This is a genomic window from Slackia isoflavoniconvertens (assembly GCF_003725955.1).
GTDB lineage: Bacteria > Actinomycetota > Coriobacteriia > Coriobacteriales > Eggerthellaceae > Slackia > Slackia isoflavoniconvertens.
This window is the reverse complement of record NZ_QIBZ01000009.1, coordinates 20,351-38,427: the sequence shown is the minus strand read 5'-3', so window position 1 is coordinate 38,427 and position 18,077 is coordinate 20,351. Positions and strand designations below refer to the sequence as shown.

Sequence of the window (18,077 nt, the reverse complement as noted above, 5' to 3'; positions counted from 1 at the left end):
AGCGCCTCGCGGTATGCGGGGCGCTTCTTTCTTTGCTACAATGCGTGATTAGTGTATTGATGTACGAAAAGGATTTCTCAATGAGCGACATTCTCTCGCAGCTTTGGACTCCTGAGCTGCAAATGGCTGTCACGGTATGCATCGTCATGCTCGTGGCCGTTTACGTGCTCTCTATTATTTGGGTTGTTCGCGATGCTTACCAGCGCGGCACGGTGTGGTACATCTGGGCCATCGTCGCGCTCGTTCCCATTTTGGGCGTCATCGCGTATTGCCTGCTTCGTCCGCCGCTGCTGCAAATCGATCGCGACGAGCAAGAGCTCGAGGTCGCGCTGAAGCAGCGCCAGCTCATGCAGTATGGCGAATGCGCCAACTGCGGCTACCCGGTCGAGGCCGATTATGTGCTGTGCCCGAACTGCCACCAGCGTTTGAAGAACCAATGTCAGAAGTGCGGCCATGCGCTCGATCCTTCGTGGACCGTTTGTCCGTACTGCGCAACGCCGCTTCCCGGCGTCGGCGCTCGTCGCAGCGGTCGAACTACCGGCGCGCCGAGGCAGGCTGTGCCCCAGGCGAATGTCGGGGCTCATGGCCAGGCGCCGCGCCAGTAAGCGCCGATCTGGTTTGCAATCCTGCCTTAAGAAAAGCCGCCTGCGCGCGGCTTTTCTTGTTGTCGCGACCTAAATCGCGCAGGTAGGCGAGGCGGTTGTTCTGCCGTCATGTCGCCATTCTGTATGCTGAGCGGCGCAGCTTGTTCCTGCACGCCGTCTGTCTATAATTGGAACTCGATTTCAGTAACGTATGCGTATTCGCATTCGAGAGGAGATAGCCCTATGAAGGCCCTTTACAACGACGGTACCGTCGCCGAGCTGCCCGAGGAAGAGGTCACGCACGTTGTGCGCCATTCCGCGGCGCACATTATGGCGCAGGCCATCAAACGCCTCTATCCCGAGGCCGACTTCGCCTATGGTCCCGCGACCGACAATGGCTTCTACTACGATGTCGATTTGGGTGACAAGAAAATCAGCGAGGAAGACCTTCCCGCGATTGAAGCCGAAATGAAGAAAATCGTGAAAGAGAACCTGAAGTTCTCGACGTTCGAACTTCCGCGCGAAGAGGCTATCAAGCTCATGGAAGAGCGCAACGAGAAGTACAAGGTCGAACACATCGGCGACTTGGCCGATGACGCTCGCATCACGTTCTACCAGCAGGGCGACTACATCGATATGTGCGTCGGTCCTCATATTTGCTACACGAAGGCCCTGAAGGCCTTCACGCTTACGGCCGTTTCTGGCGCTTATTGGAAGGGCGACAAGAACAACAAGATGCTCACTCGCATCAACGGCACCGCCTTCGCCACCAAAGAAGAGCTCGACGAGCATCTGCGCGTGCTTGAAGAGGCCAAGAAGCGCGATCATCGCAAGATCGGTCGCGAAATGGACCTCTTCATGATGCGCGACGAGGCTCCCGGCTTCCCGTTCTTCCTTCCCAACGGCATGATTCTGAAAAACACGCTCATCGACTACTGGCGCGAGATCCATCGCAAGGCCGGCTATGTCGAGATTTCCACGCCGCTCATCATGAACAAGCAGCTGTGGAAGACCTCGGGCCATTGGGACCACTACAAAGACAACATGTACTCCACCATCATCGATGAAGAAGAGTACTGCGTGAAGCCCATGAACTGCCCGGGCGGCGTGCTCGTGTACGCTTCGAAGCCGCACAGCTATCGTGACCTGCCTATTCGCGCAGGCGAGCTGGGCATTGTGCACCGCCATGAAATGCGCGGCGCGTTGCACGGCCTGTTCCGCGTTCGTTGTTTCACTCAAGATGACGCGCACCTGTTTGTGCGCCCCGACCAGCTCACCGATGAAATCATCGGCGTCGTGAACCTCATCGATTCGGTGTATCAGAAGTTCGGCTTCAAATACCATGTGGAACTTTCCACCCGTCCCGACGATTCCATGGGTTCCGACGAAGACTGGGCAGCAGCAGAAGGCGGCTTGAAGGCCGCCCTCGAGAGGCTCAATATGCCTTACGAGGTCAACGAGGGCGATGGCGCCTTCTATGGCCCGAAGATCGACTTCCATCTGGAAGATTCGCTCGGTCGCACCTGGCAGTGCGGCACCGTGCAGCTCGACTTCCAGATGCCGCTCAACTTCGACCTCGAGTACACCGACCACGACGGCTCGAAGAAGCGCCCCATCATGCTGCATCGCGTATGCTACGGCTCAATCGAGCGCTTCATTGGTATTCTCATCGAGCACTTCGCGGGCAAATTCCCCACGTGGCTCTCTCCCGTGCAGGTGAAGGTGCTCCCCGTGTCCGAGAAGTCGCGCGACTACGCTCACCAGGTTGCTTCCAAGCTCGAAGAGGCCGGCGTGCGCGTGGTGGTCGACGATCGCGACGAGAAGATTGGCTACAAGATTCGCGAGGCTCGTGGCGTCGATCGCGTTCCGTACATGCTCATTTTGGGCGAGAAGGAAGCCGAGGAGGGCAATATTTCCGTACGCGACCGCTCGAACGAGACCGTGCAGAAGTCTATCGAGGAATTCGTTGCCGAAATTTCGAAGGAAATCGCCGACCGTGCGTAGGTTCGCGTTCTGCGGTGTTTTTGCGCCACGGCACCTGGGATGTTGGGCGGCCGTTCACGTGAAGCTGTGCTGATATACAATGAAAGCCGTCTTTTTTAAGGCGGCTTTTTTGTTTGGAAGGGGAGTGGGTCATGGCGGCAGATACGTATTCGCTTCAGGCGTTGGTACTGCGCAAAACGAAACTCGGCGAAACCGATTTGATCGTTACGCTTCTGGCCCAAGATGGCCGTCAGGTTCGCGCGGTTGCCAAAGGTGCGCGCAAGCCAAACTCCTCATTCGCCTCGCGCCTCGAGATTTTTTCGGAAGTCGACTTGCTGCTTGTATGCGGCAAAAGCCTCGACATTGTGAAAGAGGCCAAACTGCTCAATGCTCATATTGGCGTTCGGGAAGACATGGAGCATGCGGCAGCTGCGGCTCCTATCGTCGACTTGCTTACGCGACTGACCCAGCCCGATTTGGAATCGCCTCGCCTCTATGACCTGAGCGCCTCTGCGCTTGAGCATGCGGAATCGTGCGATGCGACGGGGGCGCTCGCGATATGCGCGGCATTTATGCTGAAGGCGTTTGCGTTTTCGGGCTTTCGTCCGAGCTTGAACCGATGCGTGATGTGTGGGCAGCCACTCGCGAGCGATGATTCTCGCGTGCAGGTTGCATTTTCGCCTGCGGAAGGCGGCGCCGTGTGCCGCGATTGCCTCATGTTTTCTGATACTGTGCAAGTGGGAAGCGACGTGCTTTCGTGGGCCCACTGGCTCATGATGTCGACGTTTGACGAGATTGCGCAACGTGAGGTGCCGCGCCATATTTCCTTCGAGATTCTTCATTTGTGCCAGGCGTGGGTACGCGAGCATGTCGGTAGCAAGCTGAAGAGCTTGGAATTCCTTTTCACCTGTGGCCTGTTCTAGTGGCGCTTCTTATTGCCCGTGCGCAATCTGTTGAAACCTGTTAAATGCTCGCAGCATTTAACAGGTTGCGAGCACGCTTTGAGGTGTGGGCGTTGCTGGTGGAAATCTGTTAAACGCAACGAGCATTTAACAGGTTCCTGACAGTTGATTTCCAATAAGAAAGCCGACCCGAAATGGGTCGGCTTTCTGGGTTTGGGAAGCAATCGAGGGGCTCCCCAAGGAATGGAGGGGCTGAAAGAGAGGGCTAGGCGATTTCTGAAGCCACGGTTTCGGCCATGATGTAGCCAAAGTTCATGGCTGCGTCGAAGCCCATGCCGTACTGCTTGCCGTCCTTCTCTTCGACGGAGCCGCACACATCGCCCGCGGCGTAGAGGCCCGCGATGGTGCTGCCGTCGTCGGTGAGAACATGCGTGGAGGTGTCGATGGCCAAGCCGCCCGTGGTGAGGTAGAACGTGGGCTCAATGCCGCACACCCACACGCCGTCATGCGTGTCGATGTAGGGGAGCTTCTTGCGCTTGAACTCGTCTTCCTCGCCCGCAAGAGCATGGGCGTTGTGCGTGTCGAGGGTCTGCTGCAGGTTGGACAGGCCCAAAGCCTCGGCGGCTTCCTCGACGCTCGCATAGTGAACCATGTCGCCGCGCTCGAAGACGGCCTTGTAGGTGTCGAACGCATAGGTGAGGTTGTTCATGGTGGTGACGGCACCCGACTCGTCGGTGATCCAGAAGAACTTGCCGCCGTTGGCGTCGTCGCACAGGGCGCGGCCAATGACATAGTGGTTCGCGCTCATCACGTTGCCGAACTGGTCGCCCGACGCGTTCACCATGATGCCCGGCGTGGTTTGATACATGAAGGCGATCTCCATGCGGCTGCCGGCTTGGGCGGTCGTAGACATGTAAGCGCCAAGCTCGCGGCCCATGCACTCGATGCCCGCGCCGACCTTCTGGCCGAGCACGATGCCGTCGCCCGTGGAGGCGGGGCAGCAGTTGAACGAACGGCCCTTGTACTGCGGGTAGTATTCGTCGACCATTTCCTGGTTGGCGCCGAAGCCGCCCGATGCCAGAAGAACGGCCTTGGCGGTGGCGGTGTAGGTTTCGCCGCCCTTGCCCTCGGCGACGAGGCCCGTTGCGCGGCCGTCGGTCATGGTGATGTCGGTCACCTTCGCGCCGTAGATAATGGTTCCGCCCAAGGCGCCAATGCGGTCGACGAGGTACTGCATGGCGTAGCCGCAGCCGCCTTCATAGCATCCGGGGGCCAGGTACGGGGTCACGCCGTAGGCTTTGTTCACGCCCAGGCTGTAGAAGCCGACGCCGATTTCATGCAGCCAATCGACCAGGGCGGGCGAAGTGGTGTACAAGGCATCGTCGTAAGGCATGGCTCCGTTGAAACGGTCGTTCTCGGGAACGACGAGGCCCTTGAGTACGCCGAGCATTGCGTCTTTGTCGAAGAACGGGCTGGAGTCGAAGCGACCGAGCGAGTAATTCTTCTGCAGCTGGCTGCCGGCACATGCGAGACCGGAATACGTCATGGACATGGAGCCGCCGGGGATGTCCTGCTTCTCGAAAAGGGTGACCTTGAAGCCCTTCTCGAGCAAACGGGTCGCGGCGGTGAGGCCTGCGGTGCCCGCGCCCATGATCACGACGTCGGTATCGATAGTTTGGTCTTCGCCCTTTTCGGGAGCCTGAGCGCCCTTCTGGAACTGCGAGACGTCGGCGCCGGAATTGGAAATGGCCTCGATGGCGGCGTTTTTGATAGCGGTGCACGTCGTGGTTGCGCCAGAAATGGCGTCAACGTCGAGGTTCTGGGTCTCGACGACCTTCGCAGGCCACATCTCGGTTGCAAGGCTGCCAACGCCAACGGTCTCGTCGTGGGTAAGCACGCGCAGGTTCGCGATGGCGCCGCCCGCCATGGTGGCTTCGACGTAGATGTAATTCTCGTGGCCCATAGCCTTGGCGGTGAACTTGCCGTCGGTTGCTTCTTTCAGCGCGGTGGGCGTAGTTTCTGCCGGCGTCTTCGGCGCTTCGGCCTTACCGCCCTTTGCCTCGGTTCCCTCGTTTGCCGCGGGCGAGCAGCCCAGTCCAATTGCGCCCATCGCGGAAATGCCCGCAAGAGCGCCGGTGCCCTTCAAGAAATTACGGCGTGAAAGTTCCATTATGAAACCCCTCCTTGTTATTGAAGGCCAATGCGTGCCGTTGGCTTGTTTTACCGTTTTCGGTATTCGCATTGCGCAAAGCCTTCCATGCTTTGCCTGCCTCGTATGGGCTCAAACCTACTCTCACCGCTCAGCGAAGTCCTCACCGACTATCGGTGCTATTTGCAAAAAGCCTGATAAATGGGTTATTGAGAATAACAATGTTCGTAACGATGTCCGAAAGACTCCCGTGCAAGGCGCTACAATAGGCATGTTCCATATGGGGAGGGATTATGGAAGAGCAACGAAAAAGGAAGCGGCTGCGACCATTGTGGGCTTCGGCTTGGCAAAGGCGGCCACTTCGTTGGGATATTTATCGGCCATGGGGTCGGTGGGGCAGAGCGTGGGCTTCGTCACCGAGCTCTGGTTCATGTTCGCGAGCGAGGCGGCTTCAATCATCGTCGCTTCTCTCGTCATCGCGCTTGCATGTCGCGGCGCGGTGAAGCCGGGCTCGTTTGCGATGTGGCCGGGCGTTGCCGCGCTCGTGGCGGGGTTCGCCGCTTCGGCGGTTTTCGCGCAGGCTGGCGTTGCGCTCGAGATGGCGCCGCTTCTGGGCGTTCTCTACGGCATTGGGCAAACGGTGGTTTCGATTGCTTGGCTCGATATATTTTCCATGCAAGAGAGCGAGCGCTCTCATATATGCATGGTGTGCGACTTGGTTTTGCAGGCTTTCATTGTCGCTGGCTCTTTCTGTTTCGGGTACGGCCTTGCGTTCGATTTGGTTGTGTGCGCCATGGCGGCTTGTTCGCTTGTCTGCTATCGCGTGTCGGTTGCATTGGCGCATGAGCCTGCTCGCACGTCGGCATTGGGGGACCATGGCGCAGGCAATGCCGCGCAATCTTTAGGCGAGGCGGTTGTCGGTGCGCGCGCTGTTGCGCGATCCTCAGGTGAGACGATATCTGTCCGACGCATTCTGCTCACCTTTGGGCCTGACTACTGGTGCCTGTTCGCGCTCGTTGGCGTGGTGGGCATTCTGCATACGTCGGTTTTGGGGTCGTCTTCTGAGCATATCGTCGGCGACGTTTCCATGGCGGCGCCCCTGTTCGCATCGACCGCGGTAGCTTCCGCCATTGCGCTTGTCGCATCGCGTCGCGGCAATCCCGCGGCGGCGTACAAGGCATGTTTGCCGGTAATGCTCGTGGTGCTTTCGCTCATGCCTTTCATCGGCGATGCGTTAGGTCCTATTTCGGGCACCATTATGATCATGTGCTATGACGTGTGCGGCATGTTGTTCTTGTTCTATATTGCGAATGCGTCACGCGAAACGGGCGTGAGCAGCTTTGCGCTTTCGGGCATTTACCTCATAGGGTCGAACGCGTTTCTCGCGTTAGGGTTGGCGGCCGGTTTGGTTGTGGGCGCGTTTTCGGCAAGCAGAGGCGTTTCGCTGCTCACACTGCTCGCATTCGTTGCTCTGTATCCGCTCGGCATTGCATTTGTGTTCGCCATGCGCCATTCGGAGCGTGAAATCGCCGGCGGGGGAGCGTCGGTGCTTAGTGCCGAATCGACTGAAGGCGGTCGCGTGTTCGGCGACGCTTCAGAAGGGGATGGAGCGGAAGGTTCCGTGGCATCGGGCGATGTTAGAGCGAACGTGCGTCTCGGGGGCAATGAGGCGATTGGCGATACGATGGCAGGGGTCCTTCGGGAAAGCGCTGTCTCGGCGGGCGCGGCCTTGCCGCATGTTTCATTGTCGAGTGATGCGACGGCTCAAGGGCGCCAGGTTAACAATGCGCTCATGGCCGATGGCCAATTGAACGTCGATCAGCTTAGCTCTGCCGAAGGGCATGCCGCTCAAAAGGAAGCGGGCATTGGCGCTGCCGCCGAAAGCGCTGCGGAGCCCGATTGGCGCAGTGAGCTTGCATCGTTTGGCCAAACCTACGGCCTTACTCCGCGCGAAACAGAAATATGTTCGTACCTTGTGCGCGGCCGTTCGGCGAAGTATATCGCCGAAGAGCTCGTGATTTCGGAAAATACGGTATGGAGCCATGTGAAGAACGTGTATGCGAAAACGGGCGCAGCGGGCAAGAATGCACTCATCGAGCTGTTTGAGAAAAGCGCGATGGGTGAGTAGCTATTCCGTATGCGATGGGTCCGTTGTTGCGCGGACGGCGCTTCAGGCGAACGCCTCAGTTGATCCATGCGTGGCGAGAATCGGTGTGTGATGGGAATTCGTGTGCGGTGGGCCCATTGACTCCTGTGCTCGGTTCGACTCCGTGGGGCTGGTTCCTCGCGTTCGCATGGCGTCATGGTGACTTTTACGCACGTGTTGCCATTCGAAGGTATGTGGTTGGTACAATTCGACTAAAGAAAATGCCGCCGACGTGGGCGGCGCGTTTGGAAGAGGCAACTATGGTCGATGAGGCCCAACTGAGCAAGGCCGTCGCGGCGCTTACCGCGGGCAAGCCCGTCGTTTTCCCAACCGATACCGTATATGGGATCGGCATCGCCGTCGGTCTCGCGTGTTCTCCCGAGGCTATTTTTATTGATAAACGTCGCGATCCCGACAAAGCTATTCCGTGGCTTGTTGGCTCTCCTGCGGCGCTTACGCGCTATGGCCGCGACGTGTCGCAGCTCGCGCACGATATGGTTTCGCAGTTTTGGCCTGGGCCTCTTACGCTCGTGGTGAAAGCGGGCGACAACGTGCCCGAGGCATTTCGCGGCGCGAACGACACCATTGCGCTGCGCATGCCGAACGATTCTGTCGCCTTGGAACTCATTGAGCGTGTCGGGTTCCCCTTGGCAACCTCGAGTGCGAATTTTCAAGGAAAGAAACCGCCCCAAACGCTGGCCGATGTCGATCCCGAATTTGCGGCGCAGGTGCCCGTTGTGCTTGGCGACGATGTTCCCCGCTCAGGCGTCTCGTCGACCATCGTCGATTGCACGCATGAACATCCGCATATTTTGCGAGTTGGGGCTCTTGTCGCTGATGATTTTAAGGAACTGCTGTAGCGCTATACCCGATGTTGTTGCGGTGACGTGCGCGATGTCGTTGTAACGCCATACGCGATTCTGCCGTGAATGCGCACGCGATGCCTGCGACGATAAGGTTTTACCCTCTTAATCAAGAATAAGCGGATAGCTCCCGGTGCTCAGATGGAAAACGCGAGTAATTGCGAGGGAAAACGACGTTGGCTTCAATGAAAAATGAGGGCAATTGTCGCGAGGAAAAGAGGAAATCGACGGGATTTTTGAGCCAAATCGCCCGCATGTGGGCAAGGTTTCGGCAAGGTTGGCGCGCTAGAGTTGTCGCATGGGGCGCGGATGCGCTTATAAGCGGAATAGCGCCCGACTTCATACGATACGCTGCGCTGCAATTTTTGCTCGTGGCGCCTTTGCTCCAGAGCTCTTGGCGGCTGCGTCTTTCCGCCAGAGCATCAATAGGCATGCGAAGGGGGCATGGTGGCAACTCTTGAGAGCGTCTCAGCAACGACCTCTGACTTTTTCTCGTCGATGACTCCTAATTTACTCTCTGTAGCGTTTCTCGTCGTTTTGTTTTATGCGAGCTTCGTCGACATTCGGGAGAGAATCATTCCTAATCGAGTTGTGGTTGCCGGAATCGCGTTATGGTGCGCTTCGCTTCTTGCCCAGGTCGTAGGCGTTATCGAGGGGTCGTTCTTTGCTCACGAGTCATCAAGTGCGGTCGGTCTCGTTTTCAATGGAGCTACTTCCTTGTCCGCAATGAATGCTTCGCCGGGAAGTCCCTGTGAATTGGCTGACGCGTGTTCGTCGAACTTGATAGAGTCGATATTGTCTACGGCTACATCGAGCGTCATAGGGGCTTTCGGGGTATCGGCCTTCGCGCTTGGGTGTTCGCTTGCGGTCTCGTGCTTCCGTGACGGCGAACCGTTTGGCGCAGGTGACGTGAAATTGCTGTTTCCCATAGGGCTTTTCGCTGGTTTCGAAGGAGGTATCGCGGCGCTTTGCGTCGCGTGTGTCGCGTCGCTTCTCTATTGTGCGGCTCGACTCGCGGTCGGTCGCCCGGTGCGCGATTTCCCTTTTGCGCCATTTCTTGCTATTGGCTTTCTTGCCGTGAGTGGCATTGTGCCAATCTTCTTGGGAGGGGCACCGCTATGATTTCGAAAAGGCGCAAGCATAGCGACTGGCCCTATTTGATTGACCCCGTTCGATTGCTCTATGCGTCGTAGACGGCATTTCCGTCAATTAGGCAAACGGTGATCGCGCGCATTTGAGCGAGCCGATCGGCATTGTAGAATGGGTGGCACGTTGAATGGACTGGGTGTCGAGAGATCGGCATGCCGGCTCTGTCGAAAGAGGTGCGCACATGAAAACGGCCACGTTGAAGTATCCGAGCGCCGATGGGAAAACGGCGATTCGCGCGCTCCTATGGGAGCCTGACGCAGCCGAGCAGCCAGAAGGCTCGGAAACCCCGGAGAGGTTGCGATATTCGGATGTTCGGGGCATCGTTCAGGTCGTGCACGGAATGTCGGAGCATGTCGTGCGCTACGCCCATTTCGCGAAATTCCTTGTAGAAAGCGGTTTCGTAGTGTGCGCGAACGATCACGTGGGGCATGGAGAAAGCGTTTCCGACGCGCAAGACCTGGGCCATATGCCCGCTCGCGATGGCGCTGAGGTTCTCGTTCGAGATGTGCACGCCTTGCGCGGCATTATGCAGGCGCGTTTCGGTAGCGAGGTGCCCTATGTGATGTTCGGCCATTCCATGGGCAGCTTCATTACGCGAAAATACATTTCCGAGCATGGAGAGGGCCTTGCGGCGGCGGTGCTCTGCGGCACGGGCCAGCAGGCGGCGGCGCTCTCGATGGCGGGCAATGCTTTGGCAAATGCGCTCGCGCGTCTGCGCGGAGAACGCTACAAAAGCGGGCTCTTGCATTCCATGGCCGACGGCGCCTATTCGAAGGCCGTCAAAAACCCGCGTACCGATTTCGATTGGCTCTCAACCGATCCGGCACAAGTCGACGCCTATATCAACGATTCAGAATGCGGCCAGATGTTCACCGTGGGCGGTTACGCCACGCTCACCGCGCTTACGGGCGAAGTGGTTCGTGCGGAAAGTGCGTCCAAGGTCCCCAAGGTTTTGCCGCTGCTCTTTATCGCGGGTGGGGAAGACCCTGTGGGTGATTGCGGGCGCGGCGTGCGGAAGGCCGCCGAAGAATACCGGAATGCCGGCGTGCAGTCGGTTGAGACGAAAATCTATGCCGGCATGCGCCACGAGATTCTCAACGAGCCTGGTCGCGCACGCGTTATGGCCGATGTGGAAGCGTGGCTTGCAAAGCAGGGAATCTAATCTGCGCGTTCGTTTTATCGGGCGGCAATTTCCATTTTGCGGTGCAATGCGCTGCCGTGCATGCCTTTGGTTGCGATGCGAGCATGCAAGTAAGCATTTCATCTGAACGCATGTGTGCGGTTGGGGCGTTGCTTTTTGTGGCATTGCTCGCTCGCGAACGCGTGACGGTTCGCGTTACAATTGCATCGTTTGCAAGAGTCGTATTGCGCCGCCTGCGTTTGTGGCGGCTTTAACGATAGGAGAGTTCTATGCATCGTTTGACCGAAATCGCTGCGAACGGCGATGTAGAGGTTCAGCCTCGCTACCAAGCAGCGGCGCTTCGTCGCTTGGCCGCATATGAAGATATGCACCAAGATCTGGAAGACCAGCTGGAAAACGTGAACGAAAAGCTCGCCGATATCGAGGAGAACGGCTCGGCCGATCCTCAGGCGCAACAGCTGTTCGCCCAGCAAATCGCCATTAAAGCGACGCTCGCAATGTACGAGGCCTACGGAATTTCCTAATCCGTCCGTCGTCTTCTTCATTCGAAGAAAGCCCTGAGGCCACAGCGGGCTACCGCTCACTTTGTTCGCTATGCGCTCGCTTCGCGGTGTTTCGTATTGGAATAAGGAATACTTGAACACCGAGGGCCTCGAAGCTTCCTTCGGATGAAGAAGACGACTCCGTTTATGCTGGTGAGCGCGTTTGCTCGTCGCCTGGGGTGCGGTTTCGGTAGATTCCGCACGAGCCGAAAGCCACTAAATGTGGCTTTCGTGCGAGTCAGGACTTGACCGAGCCGAAACCGCATTCCAGGCGACGAGCAAAGAGAGGATCCATGTCGAAAAAATACGTTCTTGCGCTCGACCAGGGGACTACGTCGTCGCGCGCCATCTTGTTCGACCATGCGGGCCAGCCAGTCGGCATCGCGCAGCATCCCTTTCGCCAGATTTACCCGAAGCCCGGCTGGGTCGAGCACGATCCGCGCGAAATCGCCTCATCGCAGCTCGGTGTAATAACAGAGGTGCTCGTGTCTTCGGGCGTATCTCCCGAAGAAATCGACTCGATCGGCATTACGAACCAGCGTGAAACCACGGTGGTTTGGAATCGCGAGACGGGCGCTCCCATTGCGAATGCCATCGTGTGGCAATGCCGCCGTACGACTGATATCGTCGAGGAAGTGTGTGCGCGGCCGGGTGTTCGCGAGCTTATTCAAGCAAAAACGGGCCTCATTCCCGATGCGTACTTCTCGGCGAGCAAAATCAAGTGGCTGCTCGACCATGTTCCCGGGGCTCGCGAGGCGGCCGAGGCTGGCAAGCTTGCGTTCGGCACGGTAGATACGTGGCTCATTTGGCAGCTCACGGGTGGAGCAGTGCATGCGACTGACGTGACCAACGCGAGCCGCACGATGCTCTTCAATATTCATACGGGCGAGTGGGACGAAGAATTGCTCGAGTTGTTCGACGTGCCCGCATCCCTTCTTCCCGAAGTGCGTCCCTCGTCGGGCGACTTTGGAATAACGGCCTGCGCCGCGGTGCCTGCTGGCATTCCGATTCGCGGCGTTGCGGGCGATCAGCAGGCGGTCTTGTTCGGCCAGTGCTGCTTCGATCCCGGTCGTGCGAAGAACACGTACGGCACGGGTTGTTTTATGTTGCTCCATACGGGCCATACCGCCGTTGAATCGCAAAACGGCCTCGTAACCACGGTCGCCGCAAGCGCTCCTGGCGCCGACGGCCTCGAATACGCCCTTGAGGGCAGCGTGTTCGTGGCGGGCGCTGTGGTGCAGTGGCTTCGAGACGAACTCGGCATTATTCAAAACGCTGCTGAAAGCGAAGACCTTGCGAACAGCGTTCCCGATTCTGCGGGCGTTGTGGTGGTTCCGGCGTTCACGGGCCTCGGCGCACCATATTGGGACTCCGAGGCGCGTGGTGCGATTTTCGGCCTTACGCGGGGCGCGAACAGGGCGCATATCGCCCGAGCGGCACTCGAATCCATGGCGTATCAGGTTGCCGATGTCGCGGCGACCATGGAACGTGAATCGGGGCATGCGATTGACCAACTCAACGTCGACGGCGGGGCATCGGCGAACGGCTTTTTGATGCAATTCCAGGCCGATATCCTCAATGCCCAGCTCAACCGTCCCAAGGTGCTTGAAAGCACGGGCTTGGGCGCTGCGTTTTTGGCGGGGCTTTCCACGGGATTCTGGGAGGGCACGACTGAATTGCGCGCCATGCGCGAGCGCGACGATCACTTCCGCCCCGCAATGATTGAGGCAGAGCGTGAAGAAAAGCTCGCCAACTGGCACGCGGCGGTTTCTCGGGTTATGATTCACGAGTAACGAATATCGGCGGCATGGCCGCGCGAAGAAAGGATTGTCATGGCAATGAAAATCTCCATTGGCAGCGACCACGCAGGTTTCGAGCAGAAGCAAGAGCTCGCGGCGTATCTGAAAGACCAGGGCTACGATGTTATCGACCGCGGCCCCGACAGCGACGATCGCGTCGATTACCCTGATTATGCAGCCGCTGTTGCGCATGACGTGTCCAACGGCGTGGCCGACCGCGGTGTGCTCGTATGCGGCACGGGCATCGGCATGGCGCTCGCGGCCGACAAAATCGTTGGCTGCCGTGCTGCGAACATCATCAACGTGCAGTTTGCCGAGCTGTGCCGTCAGCACAACGATGCGAACATCATCACGCTTTCCGGTCGTTTCGTTGAGCTCGACGTGAACAAGCAGATCGTCGACACCTTCCTTACGACCAAATTCGAGGGCGGCCGCCACGCTATGCGCGTGAAGAAGATCATGGACCTCGATGCCGACGTGAATACGTATCGCTAGGCGCCAGCCACCATCGTTTTCGAACGATTGCGTTAAATACCGAAGAGAAGGGAGCCCCCGCGGCTCCCTTCGGCTATATTGGAGCGGTTCCGAAACTCGCGTATGATGCGCGATGCCGTATCAAACGAAGGAGACAGCATGTCTTTGCTCGCCGAACAAGACCCTCAGGTGGCCGAGGCAATTTCTGAAGAGCTCGATCGCCAGCGCAATTCCATCGAGCTTATCGCGTCTGAGAATTTCACCAGTCCTGCCGTCATGCAGGCCATGGGCAGCGTGCTTACCAATAAATACGCGGAAGGCTATCCGGGCAAGCGTTATTACGGCGGCTGCGAGAAAGTCGACATCGTCGAGGATCTCGCACGCGATCGCGCGAAGGAATTGTTCGGCGCAAAGTTCGCCAATGTGCAGCCCCATTCGGGCGCCAATGCCAACTTGGCGGCGTATTTCGCAACCATCAAGCCGGGCGATGTCGTGCTTGGCATGAGCCTCGACAACGGCGGCCATCTTACGCACGGTTCGCCGGCGAACTTCTCGGGCAAGCTGTACGACTTCCATGCCTATGGACTGGGCGAGGATGAGCGCATCGACTACGACGCCATCGAGCGCATGGCGAAGGAATTGCACCCGAAGCTCATCGTGGGCGGCGCGAGCGCCTATCCGCGCGTGATCGACTTTGAGCGCATGGCGCGCATCGCGCACGACAACGGCGCGCTTTTCATGGTCGATATGGCCCACATCGCCGGCCTGGTTGCTACGGGCGCGCATCCGTCGCCTGTACCGTATGCCGACATCGTGACCACCACCACGCACAAAACCCTGCGCGGCCCGCGCGGCGGCCTCATTCTCACCAACGACGAGGCTCTCGCGAAGAAAATCAACTCCGCGGTGTTCCCGGGCAGCCAGGGTGGCCCGCTCATGCACGTGATCGCGGGCAAGGCCGTTGCGCTGGGCGAGGCTCTCAAGCCCGAATTCAAAACGTACATCGATAACGTGGTGAAGAACTGTGCCGCGATGGCCGATGGCCTTATCGATGGCGGCCTGCGTCTGGTGACGGGCGGCACCGACAACCACCTGTGCTTGGTCGATCTCACGCCTGCCGACGTGACCGGCAAAGACGCCGAAAAGCTGCTTGAAAGCGTCGGCCTTACCGTGAACAAGAACACCATTCCCAACGAGCCCCGCAGCCCGTTTGTGGCGAGCGGCATTCGCGTGGGCACGGCGGCGGCCACCTCGCGCGGCCTTGATGCCGAAGACTTCAACATGGTGGGCAAGCTTATCGCCGCAACCGTATTCGCGAATGGCGATGAAGCGAAGCTCGCCGAAATCAAAGAGGGCGTGAAGGCCATTATCGCCAAGCACCCCTTGTATCCCGAACTGTAATCAAGTTCGCGTGCTGATCGCGTGAAAACTGCGAAAAGAGGCTCGCCGGCTCAGCATTCCGCTTGGCCGGCGAGTTTTTGTGTGCCGCGTGGCATTGCAGTATCATGAATGCGTTTCAATTCAGAGAGGATGAGCCCATGGCCAACGTTACGTACGACAAGAATTGCCTTACCGTGCTCGACCACCCGCTGGTCGGCCATAAGATGACGATTTTGCGCGACGAAAGCACCGCCCCCGCGCACTTCCGCAAGCTTGTTCACGAGCTCGCGGCGCTCGAGGCCTATGAGGCGACGCGCGATTTGCCCACGATGCAGGTGCAGGTGAAAACCCCCATTTGCGAAACCGAGGGCGTGCGGCTCAAGGAAGACACCTTGGCCGTGGTTCCCATTCTTCGTGCAGGCATGGGTATGCTCGAGGGCGTGCTTTCAGTTGTTCCGTCGGCCGCTGTGGGCGTGCTCGGCATGGAACGAGACGAAGAGACCCACGAGCCACATTCCTATTACGCAAAAATGCCTCAGGGCATCGAGAATCGCATGGCGCTCGTGATTGATCCCATGCTGGCTACGGGCGGAAGCGCTCTGGCCGCGATCAAATACCTTCGAGAGGCGGGCGTGAAAGACATTCGCCTGCTCGTTATGGTCGCCGCCCCTGAAGGCGTGGCTGCCGTGAACGCCGCCGAGCCCGATGTGCATATTTGGGCTTGCGCGCTCGATGAAGGCCTCAACGATGCTGCGTATATCGTTCCCGGCCTTGGCGATGCCGGCGATCGCATCTTTGGCACGGTCTAGGTAAGGAAGTTCTTCATGCGCGATACGCAACGACCCAGCTGGGACGAATATTTCTTGAAGCTCGCCTTCGAGGTTTCGAAGCGTTCGACGTGCCTGCGTCGTGCGGTAGGTGCCATTATCGTGAAGGACCGTCGCATTCTGGCCACGGGCTACAATGGCGTGCCTTCGGGTTTGCGACATTGCGAAGAAACAGGATGTTTGCGCGAACAGCTCGGCGTGCCAAGCGGCCAGCGCCACGAGATTTGTCGAGGCCTGCATGCCGAGCAGAACGCGATCATCCAAGCCGCGCGCTACGGCATCGACATTGAGGGGTCGTCGATCTACATCACCACCGAGCCGTGCTCGGTGTGTGCGAAGATGCTCATCAATGCAGGCATTAAGGAGATTGTGTTCGCCACCGCGTATCCCGATAAACTCTCCGAAGAGCTGCTCGGCGAAACTGATATCCTCATTCGCTGCGTTGAATACTCCGAATAACGTGCGTTATTCATCGGCATGGGCGTTATTTACGTGCCGCTTACGAGTTTTTTTCAACTTTTAAACGCTTCATGCATTCATATGCGTAGTTCTTTGTTAAGGTAACGATTGTTTGCCGCGGAATAGAGGCAAGCAACACGACGAGAAGTAGGAGAGTGAGCACCGCAATATGCTCATCGCATTGGGAATTGTGACCGGTATCTTAGGGTTTCTGCCATTGTTCCTGTCTTTGAGGTTATCGCGCTGTTCTACTTCCACGCACGCCCTCACTATTGGTCTGTACGGCCTTGCTGGCGTTGCAATCTCTCTTGTCATACTTGTCGCGGGGCTTATCGCCTGCGCGATGCTTGCACGCGACGGGCTCGTGGGTTTCGTCGTGGCCGAAGGCATCGTGTTTTTGGGCTGCACCATCGCGTTCGTCGTGTACAAGAACGTGCTCGCCAAGCGCAAGCGCGTTTAAGTGAAATTAGTAAGGAAGGAAAGCTATGGAGGGTCTTGCAACCGCTCTCGGTAACTTCGTCGAGGAAGCACAAGGGCTCTCGGCCCAGTTCGATCCCCAGGTCGTGTTCTATATCGGCCCCTGGGGCGTCACGCAGTATATTGTGTGGCTGTTCATCGCTCTGGCCGTGACGTTCGCCGTCGTGCTCGTTGCCGCTAAGAAGGTTTCGTTGGTTCCCACCAACAAATTCGTGAACACGGTTGAGTTTGGTTACGACTTCGTGAACAGCTCTATCGCTGAAGACGTTATTGGCGAAGGCTTCAAGAAGCATGTGCCGTTCCTCGCAACGATCTTCTTCTTTATCCTCGTCTGCAACATCTTGGGCCTTGTTCCTGGCTTCAAGACGTCTACCGGCGCCATTTCGTGCACCTGGGCTCTCGCAGTCATTTCGTTTGTGTACTTCAACTTCTATGGCATGAAGACTTTCGGCTTCTTCCAGTACTTCAAGAACCTCTGCCCGTCGGGCGTTCCTGGTCCTATGAAGCCGGTCATCTGGTTCCTCGAGCTCTTCTCGATGGTCATTCGCGTGCTTACCCTTGCCGTCCGACTTTATGGCAACATGCTTGCTGGCCACATGATGCTCGCTATCTTCAGCATCGCCACCACCTGCTTTATTCAGACTGCGCTGTTCTCTGGTTCTATGGACCTCATCGCTGGTCTGCCTTCGATCGCATGGTTCGCTCTGCTTGTTGTTATGTATGCCCTCGAGTGCTTGGTTGCTTTCATCCAGGCGTTCGTTTTCGCGATCCTGTCGGCTTCCTATGTATCCACTGCGGTGCATGCGCACTAAGCCCCAGTCGTTTGGCATCGACCGCCGCGTCGTTAAACCGCCCGCCCTGCGTGGCGCACACGCATAACTATGGTGTTGCAGCTGCACCCCTCAGCTGAGCAATATTGGATCTTGCCCCGACGCGACTTGAGAAGTGAGGGGCACGACAAAGGAGGAAACTGTGGAAATCACGCTCGCGCTCGCCGCACTGAAGGTCGTCGGCTACGGCCTGGCCGCCATCGGCCCCGGCATCGGCATCGGCATCGCCACCTATGGCCTTTGCACCGCTGCTGCCCGCCAGCCCGAGATGAAGGGTACGCTCATGGGCTACTTCTTCATCGGCGCTGCTATGTCTGAGGCGCTGGCTCTGCTCGGCTTGGTTCTGTTCTTCATCGGCTAATCACGCTCGAT

Annotated in this window: 17 protein-coding genes; 16 read left to right on the top strand and 1 reads right to left on the bottom strand. The window is 58.1% G+C overall.

All coding sequences use genetic code 11. The features are described from left to right. Positions 1 to 80 precede the first annotated feature (80 nt). From DMP05_RS06075 to recO, 3 genes are all read left to right on the top strand, one after another. Complete coding sequence (locus DMP05_RS06075) at positions 81 to 605, top strand: zinc ribbon domain-containing protein (protein WP_123219611.1); 525 nt, start codon at positions 81 to 83, stop codon at positions 603 to 605. A gap of 222 nt (positions 606 to 827) precedes the next feature. Continuing rightward, positions 828 to 2,588, top strand: a complete 1,761-nt coding sequence (thrS, locus tag DMP05_RS06070; protein WP_123219610.1) for a threonine--tRNA ligase — start codon at positions 828 to 830, stop codon at positions 2,586 to 2,588. Between the two features lie 131 nt (positions 2,589 to 2,719). Next, the gene (gene recO / locus DMP05_RS06065; protein ID WP_123219609.1) at positions 2,720 to 3,490 is read left to right on the top strand and encodes a DNA repair protein RecO; all 771 of its coding nucleotides are present in this window, start codon (positions 2,720 to 2,722) and stop codon (positions 3,488 to 3,490) included. Positions 3,491 to 3,734: 244 nt separating this feature from the next. Here recO and DMP05_RS06060 read toward each other — a convergent pair whose 3' ends face one another. Then, the gene (locus DMP05_RS06060) at positions 3,735 to 5,639 is read right to left on the bottom strand and encodes an FAD-dependent oxidoreductase (protein WP_123219608.1); all 1,905 of its coding nucleotides are present in this window, start codon (positions 5,637 to 5,639) and stop codon (positions 3,735 to 3,737) included. Between the two features lie 229 nt (positions 5,640 to 5,868). On the opposite strand from DMP05_RS06060, the gene DMP05_RS06055 reads away from it, so the two are divergent. From DMP05_RS06055 to atpE, 13 genes are all read left to right on the top strand, one after another. Beyond that, positions 5,869 to 7,746: a helix-turn-helix transcriptional regulator gene (locus DMP05_RS06055; RefSeq protein ID WP_244595074.1), complete on the top strand. Its 1,878-nt coding sequence runs from the start codon at positions 5,869 to 5,871 to the stop codon at positions 7,744 to 7,746. A gap of 278 nt (positions 7,747 to 8,024) precedes the next feature. Next, positions 8,025 to 8,624: an L-threonylcarbamoyladenylate synthase gene (locus DMP05_RS06050; protein WP_123219607.1), complete on the top strand. Its 600-nt coding sequence runs from the start codon at positions 8,025 to 8,027 to the stop codon at positions 8,622 to 8,624. A 450-nt stretch (positions 8,625 to 9,074) separates the two neighbouring features. Further along, positions 9,075 to 9,749, top strand: a complete 675-nt coding sequence (locus DMP05_RS06045; RefSeq protein WP_183907128.1) for an A24 family peptidase — start codon at positions 9,075 to 9,077, stop codon at positions 9,747 to 9,749. 208 nt (positions 9,750 to 9,957) lie between these two features. Then, positions 9,958 to 10,938, top strand: coding sequence for an alpha/beta fold hydrolase (locus DMP05_RS06040; RefSeq protein WP_123219605.1), 981 nt, complete (start codon positions 9,958 to 9,960; stop codon positions 10,936 to 10,938). A gap of 248 nt (positions 10,939 to 11,186) precedes the next feature. Next, on the top strand, positions 11,187 to 11,441 hold the full coding sequence (locus tag DMP05_RS06030) for a hypothetical protein (RefSeq protein ID WP_123219603.1): 255 nt from the start codon (positions 11,187 to 11,189) through the stop codon (positions 11,439 to 11,441). Between the two features lie 311 nt (positions 11,442 to 11,752). Further along, on the top strand, positions 11,753 to 13,252 hold the full coding sequence (gene glpK, locus DMP05_RS06025; RefSeq protein ID WP_123219602.1) for a glycerol kinase GlpK: 1,500 nt from the start codon (positions 11,753 to 11,755) through the stop codon (positions 13,250 to 13,252). 45 nt (positions 13,253 to 13,297) lie between these two features. Next, on the top strand, positions 13,298 to 13,753 hold the full coding sequence (rpiB, locus tag DMP05_RS06020; RefSeq protein ID WP_123219641.1) for a ribose 5-phosphate isomerase B: 456 nt from the start codon (positions 13,298 to 13,300) through the stop codon (positions 13,751 to 13,753). Between the two features lie 138 nt (positions 13,754 to 13,891). Next, positions 13,892 to 15,133 (top strand): serine hydroxymethyltransferase, encoded by a 1,242-nt coding sequence (gene glyA, locus DMP05_RS06015; protein WP_123219601.1) that lies wholly within the window; start codon positions 13,892 to 13,894, stop codon positions 15,131 to 15,133. 137 nt (positions 15,134 to 15,270) lie between these two features. After that, positions 15,271 to 15,921, top strand: a complete 651-nt coding sequence (upp, locus tag DMP05_RS06010; protein WP_123219600.1) for a uracil phosphoribosyltransferase — start codon at positions 15,271 to 15,273, stop codon at positions 15,919 to 15,921. Between the two features lie 15 nt (positions 15,922 to 15,936). Next, positions 15,937 to 16,398, top strand: a complete 462-nt coding sequence (locus DMP05_RS06005) for a deoxycytidylate deaminase (RefSeq protein ID WP_114615395.1) — start codon at positions 15,937 to 15,939, stop codon at positions 16,396 to 16,398. 169 nt (positions 16,399 to 16,567) lie between these two features. Further along, positions 16,568 to 16,858, top strand: coding sequence for a hypothetical protein (locus tag DMP05_RS06000; RefSeq protein ID WP_123219599.1), 291 nt, complete (start codon positions 16,568 to 16,570; stop codon positions 16,856 to 16,858). A gap of 25 nt (positions 16,859 to 16,883) precedes the next feature. Continuing rightward, the gene (gene atpB, locus DMP05_RS05995) at positions 16,884 to 17,687 is read left to right on the top strand and encodes a F0F1 ATP synthase subunit A (protein ID WP_114615393.1); all 804 of its coding nucleotides are present in this window, start codon (positions 16,884 to 16,886) and stop codon (positions 17,685 to 17,687) included. A gap of 160 nt (positions 17,688 to 17,847) precedes the next feature. Beyond that, on the top strand, positions 17,848 to 18,066 hold the full coding sequence (gene atpE, locus DMP05_RS05990) for an ATP synthase F0 subunit C (protein ID WP_114615392.1): 219 nt from the start codon (positions 17,848 to 17,850) through the stop codon (positions 18,064 to 18,066). Positions 18,067 to 18,077: the final 11 nt, after the last annotated feature.

Excerpts from the sequence above, each read along its gene's own strand:
- DMP05_RS06075 (WP_123219611.1), top strand. The coding sequence starts at position 81 with ATGAGCGACATTCTCTCGCAGCTTTGGACTCCTGAGCTGCAAATGGCT.
- thrS (WP_123219610.1), top strand. The coding sequence starts at position 828 with ATGAAGGCCCTTTACAACGACGGTACCGTCGCCGAGCTGCCCGAGGAA.
- recO (WP_123219609.1), top strand. The coding sequence starts at position 2,720 with ATGGCGGCAGATACGTATTCGCTTCAGGCGTTGGTACTGCGCAAAACG.
- DMP05_RS06060 (WP_123219608.1), bottom strand. The coding sequence starts at position 5,639 with ATGGAACTTTCACGCCGTAATTTCTTGAAGGGCACCGGCGCTCTTGCG.
- DMP05_RS06050 (WP_123219607.1), top strand. The coding sequence starts at position 8,025 with ATGGTCGATGAGGCCCAACTGAGCAAGGCCGTCGCGGCGCTTACCGCG.
- DMP05_RS06040 (WP_123219605.1), top strand. The coding sequence starts at position 9,958 with ATGAAAACGGCCACGTTGAAGTATCCGAGCGCCGATGGGAAAACGGCG.
- DMP05_RS06030 (WP_123219603.1), top strand. The coding sequence starts at position 11,187 with ATGCATCGTTTGACCGAAATCGCTGCGAACGGCGATGTAGAGGTTCAG.
- glpK (WP_123219602.1), top strand. The coding sequence starts at position 11,753 with ATGTCGAAAAAATACGTTCTTGCGCTCGACCAGGGGACTACGTCGTCG.
- rpiB (WP_123219641.1), top strand. The coding sequence starts at position 13,298 with ATGAAAATCTCCATTGGCAGCGACCACGCAGGTTTCGAGCAGAAGCAA.
- glyA (WP_123219601.1), top strand. The coding sequence starts at position 13,892 with ATGTCTTTGCTCGCCGAACAAGACCCTCAGGTGGCCGAGGCAATTTCT.
- upp (WP_123219600.1), top strand. The coding sequence starts at position 15,271 with ATGGCCAACGTTACGTACGACAAGAATTGCCTTACCGTGCTCGACCAC.
- DMP05_RS06005 (WP_114615395.1), top strand. The coding sequence starts at position 15,937 with ATGCGCGATACGCAACGACCCAGCTGGGACGAATATTTCTTGAAGCTC.
- DMP05_RS06000 (WP_123219599.1), top strand. The coding sequence starts at position 16,568 with ATGCTCATCGCATTGGGAATTGTGACCGGTATCTTAGGGTTTCTGCCA.
- atpB (WP_114615393.1), top strand. The coding sequence starts at position 16,884 with ATGGAGGGTCTTGCAACCGCTCTCGGTAACTTCGTCGAGGAAGCACAA.